Origin of the sequence: Streptomyces sp. NPDC059897 (assembly GCF_042730865.1) — a bacterium.
Taxonomy (GTDB): domain Bacteria; phylum Actinomycetota; class Actinomycetes; order Streptomycetales; family Streptomycetaceae; genus Streptomyces.
The window spans coordinates 77,692-91,816 of sequence record NZ_JBHWKQ010000027.1; the positions used below are offsets into that span (position 1 = coordinate 77,692).

15 protein-coding genes are annotated in these 14,125 nt (G+C 71.1%); 12 read left to right on the plus strand and 3 right to left on the minus strand.

Annotated elements, in window-relative coordinates; translation table 11 throughout:
- Window positions 1–303 precede the first annotated feature (303 nt).
- The 11 genes from ACFV9W_RS26715 to ACFV9W_RS26765 all read left to right on the plus strand — a co-directional run bounded on the left by ACFV9W_RS26715 (window position 304) and on the right by ACFV9W_RS26765 (window position 11,822).
- On the plus strand, window positions 304–507 hold the full coding sequence (locus tag ACFV9W_RS26715) for a cold-shock protein (protein ID WP_385765262.1): 204 nt from the start codon (window positions 304–306) through the stop codon (window positions 505–507).
- A gap of 202 nt (window positions 508–709) precedes the next feature.
- Complete coding sequence (locus ACFV9W_RS26720) at window positions 710–2,149, plus strand: DEAD/DEAH box helicase (RefSeq protein WP_385765308.1); 1,440 nt, start codon at window positions 710–712, stop codon at window positions 2,147–2,149.
- A gap of 45 nt (window positions 2,150–2,194) precedes the next feature.
- Complete coding sequence (locus ACFV9W_RS26725; protein ID WP_385765264.1) at window positions 2,195–2,506, plus strand: CBS domain-containing protein; 312 nt, start codon at window positions 2,195–2,197, stop codon at window positions 2,504–2,506.
- 49 nt (window positions 2,507–2,555) lie between these two features.
- Window positions 2,556–2,867 carry an SCO5918 family protein gene (locus ACFV9W_RS26730; protein ID WP_385765266.1) on the plus strand — a complete coding sequence of 104 codons (312 nt, stop codon included), beginning with the start codon at window positions 2,556–2,558 and terminating at the stop codon, window positions 2,865–2,867.
- A 362-nt stretch (window positions 2,868–3,229) separates the two neighbouring features.
- On the plus strand, window positions 3,230–5,557 hold the full coding sequence (locus ACFV9W_RS26735) for a penicillin acylase family protein (protein ID WP_385765268.1): 2,328 nt from the start codon (window positions 3,230–3,232) through the stop codon (window positions 5,555–5,557).
- Window positions 5,558–5,746: 189 nt separating this feature from the next.
- Complete coding sequence (locus tag ACFV9W_RS26740; RefSeq protein WP_385765270.1) at window positions 5,747–7,135, plus strand: DUF1932 domain-containing protein; 1,389 nt, start codon at window positions 5,747–5,749, stop codon at window positions 7,133–7,135.
- Complete coding sequence (locus tag ACFV9W_RS26745; protein ID WP_385765272.1) at window positions 7,132–8,469, plus strand: TRAP transporter large permease subunit; 1,338 nt, start codon at window positions 7,132–7,134, stop codon at window positions 8,467–8,469. The genes ACFV9W_RS26740 and ACFV9W_RS26745 overlap by 4 nt, the downstream gene beginning before the upstream one ends.
- A 34-nt stretch (window positions 8,470–8,503) precedes the next feature.
- On the plus strand, window positions 8,504–8,785 hold the full coding sequence (locus tag ACFV9W_RS26750) for a hypothetical protein (protein ID WP_385765274.1): 282 nt from the start codon (window positions 8,504–8,506) through the stop codon (window positions 8,783–8,785).
- Between the two features lie 94 nt (window positions 8,786–8,879).
- Window positions 8,880–9,632: an IclR family transcriptional regulator gene (locus ACFV9W_RS26755; RefSeq protein ID WP_385765276.1), complete on the plus strand. Its 753-nt coding sequence runs from the start codon at window positions 8,880–8,882 to the stop codon at window positions 9,630–9,632.
- A gap of 17 nt (window positions 9,633–9,649) precedes the next feature.
- Window positions 9,650–10,621 (plus strand): cyclase family protein, encoded by a 972-nt coding sequence (locus tag ACFV9W_RS26760; protein ID WP_385765278.1) that lies wholly within the window; start codon window positions 9,650–9,652, stop codon window positions 10,619–10,621.
- 190 nt (window positions 10,622–10,811) lie between these two features.
- Window positions 10,812–11,822: a mechanosensitive ion channel family protein gene (locus ACFV9W_RS26765; protein ID WP_385765280.1), complete on the plus strand. Its 1,011-nt coding sequence runs from the start codon at window positions 10,812–10,814 to the stop codon at window positions 11,820–11,822.
- 53 nt (window positions 11,823–11,875) lie between these two features.
- On the opposite strand, the gene ACFV9W_RS26770 is transcribed toward ACFV9W_RS26765, so the two are convergent.
- Together ACFV9W_RS26770 and ACFV9W_RS26775 are read right to left on the minus strand one after the other, a co-directional pair.
- Complete coding sequence (locus tag ACFV9W_RS26770) at window positions 11,876–12,736, minus strand: arylamine N-acetyltransferase (RefSeq protein ID WP_385765282.1); 861 nt, start codon at window positions 12,734–12,736, stop codon at window positions 11,876–11,878.
- Between the two features lie 67 nt (window positions 12,737–12,803).
- Window positions 12,804–12,926, minus strand: a complete 123-nt coding sequence (locus ACFV9W_RS26775; protein ID WP_385765284.1) for a hypothetical protein — start codon at window positions 12,924–12,926, stop codon at window positions 12,804–12,806.
- A 60-nt stretch (window positions 12,927–12,986) separates the two neighbouring features.
- Between ACFV9W_RS26775 and ACFV9W_RS26780 the strand changes: the two genes are divergently transcribed.
- Window positions 12,987–13,598, plus strand: coding sequence for a hypothetical protein (locus ACFV9W_RS26780; protein WP_385765286.1), 612 nt, complete (start codon window positions 12,987–12,989; stop codon window positions 13,596–13,598).
- 14 nt (window positions 13,599–13,612) lie between these two features.
- Here ACFV9W_RS26780 and ACFV9W_RS26785 read toward each other — a convergent pair whose 3' ends face one another.
- Window positions 13,613–14,068 (minus strand): STAS domain-containing protein, encoded by a 456-nt coding sequence (locus ACFV9W_RS26785; RefSeq protein WP_385765288.1) that lies wholly within the window; start codon window positions 14,066–14,068, stop codon window positions 13,613–13,615.
- Between the last annotated feature and the right edge of the window lie 57 nt (window positions 14,069–14,125).

Here is a 14,125-nt window from a genome sequence, read left to right on the forward strand (position 1 = left end):
CCGAACCCTGTACTTCGAGTGACTCAATATCTGTGTCCGCGCGATGAGAATTTCGTCGACCGTGTAGTGAGGGTTTTTGCCGGGGCGGGAAAAGTGGATTTCCGTGGTGGGTGCATCCTGATCTTGCGTGCTACTGTCGTTCCTAGTTGCAGTTGTGGTTCCCAAGACTTCAAGTGCTCCTGACCTGCTCTTGCAGGTGGGAGCGCTCGTGTATTTCCGGTCATTTCCGGTCGGGGCAATCATCGCGGCGACACGGTGTTCGCACGGTGCGGATTCCGATGTACTGCCCCAAGGAGATATGACATGGCTACTGGAACCGTGAAGTGGTTCAACTCGGAAAAGGGCTTCGGCTTCATCGAGCAGGACGGCGGCGGCGCTGACGTCTTCGCCCACTTCTCGAACATCGCCGCCCAGGGCTTCCGTGAGCTGCTCGAGGGCCAGAAGGTGTCCTTCGACATCGCCCAGGGCCAGAAGGGCCCGACGGCCGAGAACATCGTAGTGGCCTGACACTGACGCGTACTGTGCAGCTGGGGCCCGCATCCTTCGGGGTGCGGGCCCCAGCTGTATTCCAGCATCCGGGCCCGCGTGGGTTTCCGCCGGTCGGCTCTGCCTGCAATAGCAATCGGTCCATACTTGTAATTCTCCATGCCGCTCATCGCTGCGGGAATTCCTTGATATGCGCCGCATCGAGGAAGGTTCCCGCATGAGCATGAACCGCACACGTACGAACGACCGTTCCGCCCGTAACCGCCACGGTCGTCCCTTTGCCGGAAAGAGCGGCGGCCGCTCCGGCGGTCACGGCCGCCGGCCCGCCGCGGTACAGGGCGAGTTCGCGCTCCCCGCGACGGTCACCGCCGCGCTGCCCGCCGTCGAGAGCTTCGCCGACCTCGGCATGCCCGCGCAGTTGCTGGCCGAGCTCGGCAGGCAGGGGGTCAGCGTGCCGTTCCCGATTCAGGGCGCGACGCTGCCGAACTCCCTGGTCGGCCGGGACGTCCTCGGACGCGGGCGCACCGGCTCCGGCAAGACCCTGGCGTTCGGCCTCGCGCTGCTCGCCCGCACCGCCGGACAGCGCGCCGAGCCCCGACGTCCCCTGGGGCTGGTCCTCGTACCGACGCGCGAGCTGGCCCAGCAGGTGACGGACGCGCTCACGCCGTACGCCCGCGCCCTCAGGCTGCGGTTGGCCACGGTGGTGGGCGGAATGTCGATCGGCAGGCAGGCCAGTGCGCTGCGGGGCGGCGCCGAGATCGTCGTCGCGACCCCGGGGCGGCTCAAGGACCTCATCGACCGTGGCGACTGCCGCCTCGACCAGGTCGGCATCACCGTGCTCGACGAGGCCGACCAGATGGCCGACATGGGGTTCATGCCGCAGGTCACCGCGCTGCTCGACCAGGTGCGTCCGGAGGGGCAGCGGATGCTGTTCTCCGCCACCCTGGACCGCAATGTGGACCTGCTGGTGCGCCGCTACCTGAGCGACCCGGTCGTGCACTCGGTCGACCCGTCGGCCGGTGCGGTCACGACGATGGAGCACCACGTCCTGCACGTGCACGGCGCCGACAAGCATGCCGCCACCACGCAGATCGCCGCCCGCGACGGCCGCGTGATCATGTTCCTCGACACCAAGCACGCCGTCGACCGGCTCACCCAGGACCTGCTCAACAGCGGGGTGCGGGCCGCCGCGCTGCACGGCGGCAAGTCCCAGCCGCAGCGCACTCGTACGCTGACGCAGTTCAAGGCCGGGGACGTCAGCGTGCTGGTCGCGACCAATGTCGCGGCGCGCGGCATTCACGTCGACAACCTGGACCTCGTCGTCAACGTCGACCCGCCGACCGACCACAAGGACTACCTCCACCGGGGCGGGCGCACCGCTCGCGCCGGTGAGTCCGGCAGCGTCGTCACACTCGTCACCCCGAACCAGCGCCGGGCCATGGTCCGCCTCATGTCGGACGCGGGAATCCGCCCGCAGACCACTCCGGTCCGCTCGGGCGACGAGGCCCTGCACCGGATCACCGGCGCCCAGGCCCCGTCCGGCGTCCCGGTCGTCATCGCAGCCCCGGCGGCCGAACGCCCCAGGCGCGGCGGCTCCTCCCGAGGCCGCCGCCGTCCCGCTTCCGCACCCCGGCGCGCCCCCGCCCGCAAGCCCGCCGCGTAGCAACTACGCGATCAGCAAGCCGACCCATCTCTGCAGGAGGCACCTTTGACGCTGGTTCAGACGCAGTCCCGCCCCGCGACCGCCGGCTCCGTGCACCGACAGGTGACCGAATCGGTCGACAGGGCCGGTCCCCGGGTCCGTGTCGACATGAGCGTCGAGGTGGCGCTGTCCGTCATGGCCGCCGCCCGGACAGACCGGCTGGTCGTCTGCGATCAGGACGACCAGGGCATCGGCCTGGTCACCCGGGCCGGCCTCACCGCCGCCCGCGACGGCTCCGCGTACACGGACCGCGTCTGCCTGCGCGACCTCCTCGACGAGCAGGGCACGGCATCGCCGGCCTTCGCTCTTTCCCGTTGAACCCGTCCCTCTCCGGCCGAACCGTTCTTCCCTACCCCTGTGAGGACCCATGCGCTGCGTCATCGCCCGCTTCCCGTTCGATCTCACCAAGAACGGCGTGCTGGAATCGATGAAGGGCATCAAGCCCGAACCGACCACTGGTGAGACCGTGACCATCGGTCGCCGCCAGTACCCCGTCAAGCAGGTCGGCCAGGTCGTCACCCGCCAGGACCGCCGCGACTTCACCGCCGCCGAGGTCCTGCGGGCCATGACCAAGCTCGGCTTCACCTGCCACACCGCCGCCCCCGAGCCGGCGCCCGCGCCCGTCCTCGACCCGCTGGAGCGGGCCTCCGCGATGCTCGGCACCACCACGCCCGTCTGAACCGGCGCGCAGGGGTGCTGACCCCTGGATGATGACAGTGGGGCCCGACCGGCACGACGGTCGGGCCCCACTGTCATCCAGGGATCGGGTGGGCGAAGGAACTGAACACCGCATCAGTAGGACCGGCGTGCCGCGAGGCGGTCCACGGTCAATATGAACGAAACGACACACCCCTCGTCCCGCGTTCCGCTTCCTCCTAGCCTCATGGCGTCCGTGCAAAGGATCTTCCGCGCACTGATGCGCGGTGGTGTGCCGGGCAGTTGACCGACGAGGAGGTTGGTGTGGCGAATGCCGGGCAAGCGCGATTCTCCAGACGACAGGTACTGGCGGCGACGGCCGCCGGAGCGGCCGGGGCCGGTGTGATGGCTCCGACCGCGGGTGCGGCGGGCGCGGCTCCCGCCGCCGCGCGGGACTACCGGGTGCCGGGCCTGCGGGCCCCGGTCGAGCTGATCGAGGACCGCTACGGCGTACCGCACATCTACGCCGCCAACGAGCACGACGTCTTCCTCGCCCAGGGCTTCAACGCCGCCCGCGAGCGCCTCTTCCAGATCGACCTGTGGCGCAGGCGGGGCCTCGGCGAACTCTCCGCCGTACTGGGCCCCGACCACGTGGCACAGGACCGGGCCACCCGCCTGTTCCTGTACCGGGGTGACATGGACGTCGAGTGGGCGCGCTACGCCGAGGACGCGCGGGCCATCGCGACACGGTTCACCGCCGGGATCAACGCCTACGTCGACTGGCTGGACGCCCACCCCGACCAACTCCCGGAGGAATTCCGCCTCCTCGGCTACCGGCCGGCCCGCTGGCGGCCCGAGGACGTCGTCCGTATCCGCAGTCACGGCCTGACCCGCAACCTGACCAGCGAGGTCAAGCGCGCCCAGGTCGCCTGCGCCGCCGGGGTGGACGCCGACCTGGTGCGCCAGGGGCTGCAACCGGACCACAAGGCGACCGTGCCGGACGGCTTCGACCCGTGCCTGCTCCCCGACGACGTGCTCAAGGTCTTCGAACTCGCCACCCAGGAAGTCGAGTTCAAGGAAGGGGCGATCCGGCAGGCCGTGGTGCGTGACGCCACCACCGAGGGCAGCAACAACTGGGTGATCGGCGGCGGGCGCACCGCCACCGGACGCCCGATCCTCGCCAACGACCCGCACCGCTCCTACTCGGCGCCGTCCCTGCGCTACCTCGCGCACCTGAGCGCCCCCGGCCTCGACGTCATCGGCGCGGGGGAGCCCGCCCTCCCTGGCATCTCCATCGGGCACAACGGCACCGTCGCCTTCGGCCTCACCATCTTCCCGATGGACCAAGAGGACCTGTACGTATACGAGTTGGACCCCGACGATCGCACCCGCTACCGGTACCAGGGCGACTGGGAGCCGATGAAGGTGCTGCGCGAGCGGATCCCCGTCGCGGGCCAGGACGACCACCCCGCCGAGCTGAGCTTCACCCGGCACGGCCCCGTGATCCACGTCGACGAGGAGCACGACCTCGCCTACGCGGTGCGCACCGCGTGGCTGGAGCCGGGCACGTCACCGTACTTCGGCAGCGTCGCCTACATGCGGGCCCGCAACTACCGCGAGTTCACCGAGGCCATGCGCAACTGGGGCGCCCCGACGGAGAACCAGGTCTACGCCGACGTCGACGGCAACATCGGCTGGGTCCCCGGCGGCCTCGCGCCCAAGCGCGTCGGGTACGACGGGCTGCTCCCGGTGCCCGGCGACGGCCGCTGCGAGTGGGACGGCTTCCACTCGGGCGACGACCTGCCGCGGACCCTCAACCCGGCCGCCGGCTTCATCGCCACCGCCAACCAGTTCAACCTGCCACCCGACTACCAGGACATGGGGCTCGGCTACGAGTGGACCAACCCCTTCCGGCACCAGCGGATCGTCGAGGTCCTCTCGGAGCAGCACCGGCACACCGTCGCCGACTCGCAGAAGCTGCAGCACGACCAACTGTCCATCCCCGCACGCCGGTTGACCGCCCTCCTGTCCCGGCTGCGGAGCAGCGAACCCGACCGCCGCCGCGCCTTGCGTCTGCTGGCCGACTGGGACGCCGTCGAATCGCCCGAATCCGCCCCGGCTGCCCTGTTCGAGGTGTGGCTCTCCCGGCACCTGGGCCCCGGCTTCGTAAGGGCCGCGGTGCCGAAGGCCGCCGAGCTGATCGAGGACGCCGACACCCTCGTCCTGCTCGGCGAGTTGGAGAAACCGGGCCGGTGGCTGAAGGATGCGGCGGCCCGCGACCGGCTGCTGCTCGACACCCTCGGGACGGCCTACGCCGAGGTGCGGAAGCTGCTGGGTGACGACGAGCGCGCGTGGCAGTGGGGCAAGCTGCACCACAGCCTCTTCCAGCACCCGGCGTCCGCGGCGCTCAGCGAGGCGGACCGGGCCCGCTTCGACGTCGGCCCGATGCCGAGCGGCGGCTCCCCGGACACGGTCAACGCGGCGACGTACCGCACCAGCGACTTCCTGCACACCAGCGGCCCGTCCTTCCGGGTCGTCATGGACGTCGGCGACTGGGACTCGTCGGTCGCGGTCAACACACCCGGCCAGTCCGGCGACCCGGACGACCCGCACTACCGCGACCTGGCCCAACCGTGGCTCAAGGGCGAGTACTTCCCGCTGGCCTACACCCGCGCGGCGGTCGAGAGGATCGCGGAGCGCCGCGTACGGCTGCTCCCTGCCGAAGGGAACTGAGCCTCCGCAGACACCACCCGAACCACCTGCCGCAGGGCCGAGCCAGTCTCGGCCCTGCGGCCTTTTGGTGTGTCCCAACGCCGCCCCTTTTGATCGATCATTCGTCAGCTCTTGACGTGCTCGTCATGCCCAAGCAACATCCTCCTGCGCACAGTGATAGCACTTATCATTCTATGAGAAGGAGTTCAGGTGAAGGCAGGGATCATCGGTCTGGGTGAAGCGGGCGCGCTCTATGCGGCCGGGTTCGTGGAACAGGGCTGGCAGGTCGTCGGCTTCGACCCGGTCGACGTGCCCACGCCGGACGGCGTCGAGCGAGCGGCGACACTTGAGGAAGCCGTGCGGGACTGCTCTCTCGTGCTGGGACTGACCGGCGCCAAGGCCGCGCTCGCCGTGGCCGAGGAGGCCGCCGCGCATCTGCCCGCGACCGCGGTCTACGCGGACATGAACGCCGCCGCCCCGGAGTTGAAGAGGAGGATCGCCGCGGCCGTCGGAGCCGCCTCGTCCGCGGTGTTCGCCGATGTGTCGGTGATCGGCTCCGTACCGAAGTACCGCCACCGCACCGCGCTCATGGCCAGCGGGGCGGGCGCCTCGGCGATCGCCGAGCACTTCGGCGCGCTGGGCGCACCCGTCGAGGTCCTCGGGGACGACCCCGGTGCCGCATCCGCCCGCAAGCTGCTGCGCAGCCTGTTCATGAAGGGGCTCGGCGCCGTCATCGTCGAGGCCGTGGACGCGGGGCGCGCCGCCGGTGACGAGGCATGGGTCAGGCAGCAGGTCGCGTCGGAGCTCGCGGACGGCGACGCCACGCTGGAGCGGCTCTACGAGGGGACCATCAAGCACGGCGAGCGGCGGGCCCGCGAGGTGGCCGCCGCGGCCGACCTCGTCGGTGAACTCGGCCTCGACGCGCGCCTCGCCGACGCCATCGGCCACGTGCACACCTTGGCCGCACGCCCCGAAGGACTGCGCGACACCTCACGTGTCACCGCCGAACTGCTCGCCGGATACGAGGGCCTCGCGACGGCGAACATCGGCGACGCCACCGACCGCCTCGGTCTCCTCGACTCCGGCATCAGCGCCCTGTGGACCGGCGCCCGGACCGTCGGCCGCGCCCTCACCGTATGGACCCGGGCCGGTGACAACCAGGCGCTGCACCAGGCCATCAAGATCGCCCAGCCGGGTGACATCATGGTCGTCAATGGGCAGGGGGACGTGTCCCGTGCCCTGGTCGGAGAGCTGATCGCCGAGCGCGCCCGAGCCCGTGGCGTGGTCGGCATGGTGCTCGACGGCGCCGCGCGCGACGTCGAGGTGCTCGCCGAGATGGGCTTCCCCGTCTGGGCGCGCGCGGTCACTCCGGCGGGCCCCTACAAGTTCGGTCCCGGCCATGTCGGGGTCCCGGTCGCCGTCGGCGGAGTCGTCTGCACACCCGGGGACCTCGTCGCGGCCGACAGCGACGGCGTGGCCGTCGTCCCCGCCGAGCGTGCGGCGACGGTACTGGCCGCCGCCCGCGAGGTGGAGGCCGAAGAGGCGCGCCGGCGCACCGACATCCGCGCCGCCGCGGCCACCCCAGGAGGAACATCGTGATCGCCGTATGGGCACTGGGCTGCTACATCGCGGCCATCATCGTGTGGAACGCCGTCCTCAAGCGGAACATCGGCGAGGCTCTCATCGTCGGCTTCCTCGTCACCGGCCTGTTCGCCGGCGGCGACATCGCCCATGTGATGTGGCACGGCCTGGTCGAGGCGATGCAGGAGGAGGTCACCTTCGCGGCCCTCGCCTTCGTCTTCATGAGCTATCTGCTGGCCCGCACCCCGGTCCTCGACCACCTCCTGGGCATCCTCAACTCGGTGCTCGGCAGGCTCCGCGGCGGCCCGATCTACACCTCGACCGTTGCGGCCGGTCTCTTCGGGGCCATCGCGCACGTCGGAGCCGCGGTGACCGCGGCGGTCGGCTCGGTCACCATCCCGTGGATGAAGAGGTCGAACGTCAGCGGTGAACTCGCGGCCACCGTCGCCGCGGGCGGCGCCGGCATGGGTGTCACCTTCCCGTTCAGCTCGACCATGTTCATCCTCATGGGCTCGGCGGGCGTCGCCTCGGTGGCCACCACCGACGACATCGTGCTGCCGCTCGCCATCGGCGGCCTGTGGTGTCTCGGCTACCGGCTGGTCGCGGCGTTCGTCATGGTGCGCCGCCACAAGGTGCAGCCCATCGACCGCGGCGACCTGCTGCCCCTGCGGACCAGCCTCGGCGCCGGCTGGACCAGCCTCTTCCTGTTCCTGGCGATGGCGATCCCGCTGGTGCTGACCAAGGGGCCCGTCGGTGCCGCGCTCGACGGCTACGTAGGCCTCGAACTGTCGGACGCGATCAGCCTCATCACCTGGATACCCGTCCTCCTGATCGCCACCGTTCTCGTCCTCGGGCGGCGCCACCTGCCGCGCTCGGGCCGCGAGTGGTGGAACGTGCTCGGCGGCGCCGCCCCGCACTTCGGTGTCATCGGCGTCACGATCGTCGCGGCGTTCTCCGCCTCCAACGTCCTCGGCGAACTCGGACTGCCCGCGCAGCTGACCGCGCTGCTCGCCGGGGTGGAGGCACCGAAGTGGGTCATGGCACTGATCGTCGGGGTCCTCGTCGTCGGCGTGGCCATCCCGCTGACCGCCTCCGCGACCATGGCCGCCATCGGACCCGTCGCCGTCACCTCGCTGGTCGGCGCCGGAGTGCCCCCGGCCACCGCCTGTGTCGCGGTGCTCATCTTCGCGTCCACCGAGGGAGCCTCACCCCCGTCCGGGGCTCCCATCTACGTCGCCAGCGGCATCGCCGGCATCGACCCGGCCCGCACCTTCCTGCCACTGGCGACTTACTACTGCGTCCCCATCCTGCTCGTCGGCGCCGCGGTGGCCACCGGCGTCCTCCCCGTCTGACCGCACCCGACCCGCCCGAACCGGAGGCCCGCTCATGACCCAACGACTCCTGCAAACGCTCTTCCGGCTGAGCATCGTCGTCTTCCTTGCCGGTGGCGCCGTGACCGTCGTCGGCCAGGCACTCGGCCTGGTCCTGGGCGACGCCGCCTGGGTGGAAGGCGTCGCCGCCGACGCCGGACCGGCCACCTGTATCGCGGCGAGCATCAGCGGCATGCTCTCCTTCGCCCTCTCGTACCGGACGCAGGACGCCGAGCGGCAGGACGACGCGAACGGTTCGGAGGCGTCCCGGCCCGCCGCGTCCGCCACCACGCACTGACCGGCAAGTGGCTCCTGAAGCACGGCACGTGCTCGCGGACTGATAAGTCTTATCGGGTCCGTGCGTGCCGACCGACCAGCCAGGAGCCGCCATCATGCCCGCCGAGTCCTCCTCCACCATGCGCTCCCTCGACCGGGCCTTCGACGTCCTGGGCGTACTGGAGGACAGCCGCCAGCCCCTGCGCCTGAGCGAGGTCGCCCGCCGCGCGGGCCTGCACGTCGCCACCGCCCAGCGGATCCTCAACGTGCTCGTCGACCGCGGCTACGCGGCCAGGGAGGACACCGGCTACACCGCGGGCCCGGCCTCCCTCGCCACCGCCCACGCCTTCCTGGTCACCAACCGGCTCAGCCAGGTCGCCCTCCCCGTCCTGCAGGAACTCGCCGCCACCACCCACCTGGCGGCCAGCCTGTTCGTACGCGTCGGCTCGTCCCGCGTGCTGATCGCACGCGTCGAGGGCCGCAACCCGCTGCGCTACCAGCTCCCCATCGGGGAGAAGATGCCGCTCCACCTCGGAGCGGGCAAGGCACTGGCCGCCTGGCTCCCGGAACCGGAACTCGACACCTTCATCAAGGAAACCGCCCCGTTCACCCGGATCTCCGGCGAACAGGTCACCGCGGAGGAACTCGCGGCCGACCTGCGCCGGGTCCGGGAGGACGGCCACGCCCTCTCGCTGAGCGAACGCGTCCTCGGGGTCGCGGCCGTCAGCGCCCCGATCAGCACCCCCGAGGAAGTGCTCGGCGCCCTGAGCGTCACCGGCTCCAGCACCGAACTCACCGAGGACGACCACCCGCACCTCATCAGCGAGGTACGCCGGGCAGCCGACGCCATCGCGGCCCGCTGCCCCTGACAGAAAGCCCACAGCCCGTGCCACTGCCCACGTACCAGGAACTCACGGAGCGCACCGACGCACCGGCCGGCTCCAGCTGGCACCTCTTCCCGACGACCCCGGAACGCGGCATGGCCAACTTCTCGGGCCCGCACCAGATACGCCGCGCCACCGACTGCGTCCGCCGGGGCGCCGCCTTCAACCTCGATCACGCCCTGAACGCCTTCGACCCGCCCATGGCCAAGTCCCGTGGTGTGCCGCACCACCACATCACCGCCAAGCACGAGCAGGCGCGCGACGACTCGCTCGACAACTTCCACCTCCAGGCCAGCACCCAGATCGACGGCCTGCGGCACCGCCGCGCCTCGGGCCACGGCTTCTACAACGGGGTCCCCGACACCGACATCGCGGTCGGAACGGCTTCCCTGGGTGTGCAGTTGTGGGCCGAGGAGCCGCTGGCCGGGCGCGGCCTCGTGATCGACGTGGCGGGGCTGCTGCACGACCGCGGCACACCCCTGGACCACAGCGCGGGCCCGGCGCTCTCAACGGCCCTGCTCGACGAGGCACTGGCGGCGCAGGGGTGTGCCGTCGAACCCGGCGACCTGGTCCTCGTCCACACCGGTTGGGCCGAGTGGTTCCTGTCCGCGAGCCCGGAGCAGCGAGCGGCCACTCGTGCCCAGCGCCGCGCCACCGGCTTCGCGCAGAGCCGCGAGTTCGCCGCGTGGTGCTGGGACCACCGCATCGCACTCATGGCCACCGACACCTTCGCGGTCGAGGTCCTCCCGGTCGCGGCCGACAGTGACTTCCTGGACAGCGCGCCCGAGGACGCGGGCATGATGCACCAGGAGCTCATCGCCAAACTCGGCCTGCCGCTGGGGGAGTTGTGGAACCTCACCGCCCTCGCCCACGACAGCCGTCAACACGGCGTCTGGGACTGCCTGTTGACGGTCAAGCCGCTCAACCTCGTGGGCGGCGTGGGCTCCCCGGCGAACGCCACCGCGCTGCGATAGCCGCGCCGCCCGAGCGCCCGCCCCGCGTGGGCGAGGTGTTCACGAGAGGGCACCGGCCCACCGCATTCCACGTGGTGTCTCCACATTCGTGGCGGGCGCTTTGACCTCGGCGGAGACCGCTCAATAGGTTTCGGGCGCCGAGTACTTCCTCGCGTACACCCATGCCCTGCCACGAAACGGAGCTTTCCCCGTGTCATCCCTTGACGCGTTCACGTCCCACGCGCTCAGCAGCGAAAACCCGGTGACCAGCGCCCCCGAGTGGCTGCGGGACAACCTCGGCACGTTCGTCGGTGTTCCGCTGCGCATCCTGCTGATCGTGCTCGGCGCCGTACTGGTGCGGGCGCTCGCCCAGCGGGCCATCACCCGGACCGTGACCAGGGTCCTGCAAACCAACGAGCACGACAGCGAGCCGCGGCGCACCACGCGCGGTCCCGCCGTGCTGCAGCGTGATGCCTCCCGCGCGCAGGAGCGGCGCGAGCAGCGGGCCCGCACCATCGGCTCGGTGCTCAGCAGCATCGTGACCATCGTCATCTCGGTCATGGGCCTGGCCATGATCCTCGACCAGATCGGCATCGCGCTCGGCCCGCTGCTCGCCAGCGCCGGTGTCGTGGGTCTGGCGATCGGCTTCGGCGCGCAGAGCCTCGTCGCCGACTACCTGGCCGGAATGCTCATCATGATCGAGGACCAGTACGGCGTCGGTGACTCGGTCGACCTCGGCGAGGCCATCGGCGAGGTCGAGCACGTCGGCCTCCGCCTCACCCAGGTCCGCGACCTCAACGGCGGCCTGTGGCACATCCGCAACGGCGAGATCATGCGGGTCCGCAACGACAGCCAGGAGTGGGCGCGCGCGGTGCTCGACGTGTCGGTGGCCTACGACTCCAACCTGGAGAAGGTCTTCGCCGTGCTGGAGGAGACCGGCATGTCCCTGCGCTCGGACCACGAATACGAGGGTGTCCTGCTCGAGGACCCGTCGGTGTGGGGTGTGCAGTCCATCGAGGCCGACGGCATCGTGGTCCGGCTCGTCGTGAAGACCGCGCCGCTGAAGCAGTGGGCGGTCACTCGTGAGCTGCGCCGCCGGGCCAAGGAGGCCCTCGACGCCGCCGGCATCGAACTGCCCTTCCCGCAGCGCGCGGTGTGGGTGCGGGGCGCCAAGGACGCCGACGCGCAGGACGGCCGCGCGGAGGTTCCGATGTCCCGCTGACGGACATCCGGCCTCGACCCGGGCGGGCCCCCGCCCGGGTCAAGGCCGTGGGACTACGGGGCCGGGCTCCGGGCGGCGTCGAGTTCCGTCAGCCGTGCCACCAGGAGAGCGGACTCCTCGGGATCCATGCGGATGTCGAATACGTCGTCCAGCAGTTTGGGCACCTCGTGCGGGAGCACGGTCTGGGTCACCGGCTCCTGCCCCGGTCGCTCCGTCTTCCACGCCAGTGCGTCGAGTGTGTCGTACCGGTCCGTGCGCAGCCGCTGGGTGAACGGACGGGTGACGAAGGGCGAGCGCTCGTGCGTGGACACGAAGTGGTTCCCGAGCGTGTAGTCGATGGGGTACTGCGGGTTCTCGATGAAGACCTGCCGCACCGTCCAGCCCTCAGGCCCCTCGCCCCGCTGGTGCACCGCCCAGCCCTCCGCGCCGTGGGTGATGACCTGCCACCGCAGCAGGTACGGCCACGGCCCGCCCTCGCTGCGAGCGCCGTCGACCAGCTCGATGGGCTCCAGGGGACTCGCGCCGAAACCGATGTCGACCAGCCAGCGCCTGTCGTCGAGGTCCACGATCAGCATCGCGTGGGTCGGCGGACGGGGCGTGGTGGAGTCCGCGCCGATCTGCACCCGCGCGGAGACGGCGGTGAACCGGAAGCCGAGCGCCTCCAGCGCGGCGGCGAACAGCACGGTGTGCTCGTAGCAGTACCCGCCCCGGCCCCTGCGCACCAACTTGTCCTGGACCGACGGCACATCGATCCGCACCTCGCGGTACAGGAACGAATCGTAGGTGTCCCACCGCAGGGCCAGCACATGCGCGCGCTGCAGCGCCCGCAACGTCGCCAGGGTGGGCGCACGGTCTCCCGTGTACTCCAGGCGGGCGAGATAGGCGTCCAGGTCGAGTTGCTCGCTGCTCCACATGTGAGGGACAACCCCGGCGGACTCGACGCCTATTCCGGGCAGCACACCCGAACCGTGCCCGGCAGGTTCACCCCTTCAGCATCCGCTCGCTCAGCTCCCACAGCCGCCGCGCGGAGTCGGGGTCGAGGGAGTGGGACATGGCGTCGGCCGGGACGCTTTCGGCGGTCAGCGGGCGTTCCTCGTCGCCCACCGGTGTGACCCGCTGGCGCGCCGCCCGCCCGGGGCGACGGCCGGACCGAAGACTGGCGGGATGACTTCGCGCCCCTCCTCCGCCCGGTTCCTGCGGCGTGCCGCCCTGGTCGCCGCCACCGCGCTGACGACCGCCCTGTCCGCCACTCTCGTCGCCGCGCCCGCGGCGTCGGCAGCGCCCTGCGCCGACGGCTCCTGCGGCGGCGCCGCCGTCGTCGCCCCGCTGTCCCAGGAGCCGCCCGCCGTCGGCGCGTGCACGAGCCCGGAACCCGTGGTGTGCGAGATCCGCAGCTCCACGCCCGAGGAGCGGGTGGAGCAGCGCGACATCCGCATGCGGTACCTCGACCTCATCGGCGACATGGACCGCGTGCGGTGCGCGATGCGCGCCGAGGGGCACACCCCCGAGGAGATCGCCCGCCGCCTGGTCGACATGCGCAACGACGCCAAGGAGATCACCCGGGCGGGGATGACACCGGAGGAGGTCCGGGTCCTCGAAGCGCGCAACATGGTGAAGTACGGCAATCCACTTGGCCCCACGGCCGACCAGCTCCACGCCAAGTACGGCTCCTGGGAGAAGGTCGCCGACGCCGCCACCCGCACCAGCCGTGCCGTCGACGGCGAACTCGGCCTGGCGTACCTGCCCTGCCCCTGCGACGTGCCCGCCGCGGCCTGACCTCCGGGGGCCGTTCAGCGGCCCCCGTCCCCGTCCGCCGCGCATGCCGCCGGGGGCGCGGCGGCGTCTTCGGTGTCGTGTGCGGGCGGTGGCCAGGCGGGGCGGTGGTGCCAGGGCAGGACCTCCAGGGCTCCGCTCACGGTGGAGTGGGAGGGGAGCAGGTCGTTGCTCGCGGTCTGGGTGAGCAGATCGGACAGCCGTCGGCCGGGGCCGGCCAGCAGGAGCAGGCCTTCTCGGCGCTGCAGCAGCCAGCGGGCGGCGAGCAGGCAGTTGAGGCCGCGCGAGTCGCAGAACGTCAGCGCCGTGACGTCCAGCACCAGATGCCGGTGCCCCGACAGCACACGGGTTCCGATCGAACGAAGGAAGAACTGCTCGCAGTTCTGGTCGAGCTCCCCGCTCACGCGCAGCACAGCGCAGTGCTCGCACCGCGCCAGCTCGGTGACGGACAGGCGGCCGGCCTGCGTGGACATCGTGCCTCCTGGAGTCGTACGGATACGACGTCTCTTCCTCGCTTGCCCCGGACCGTC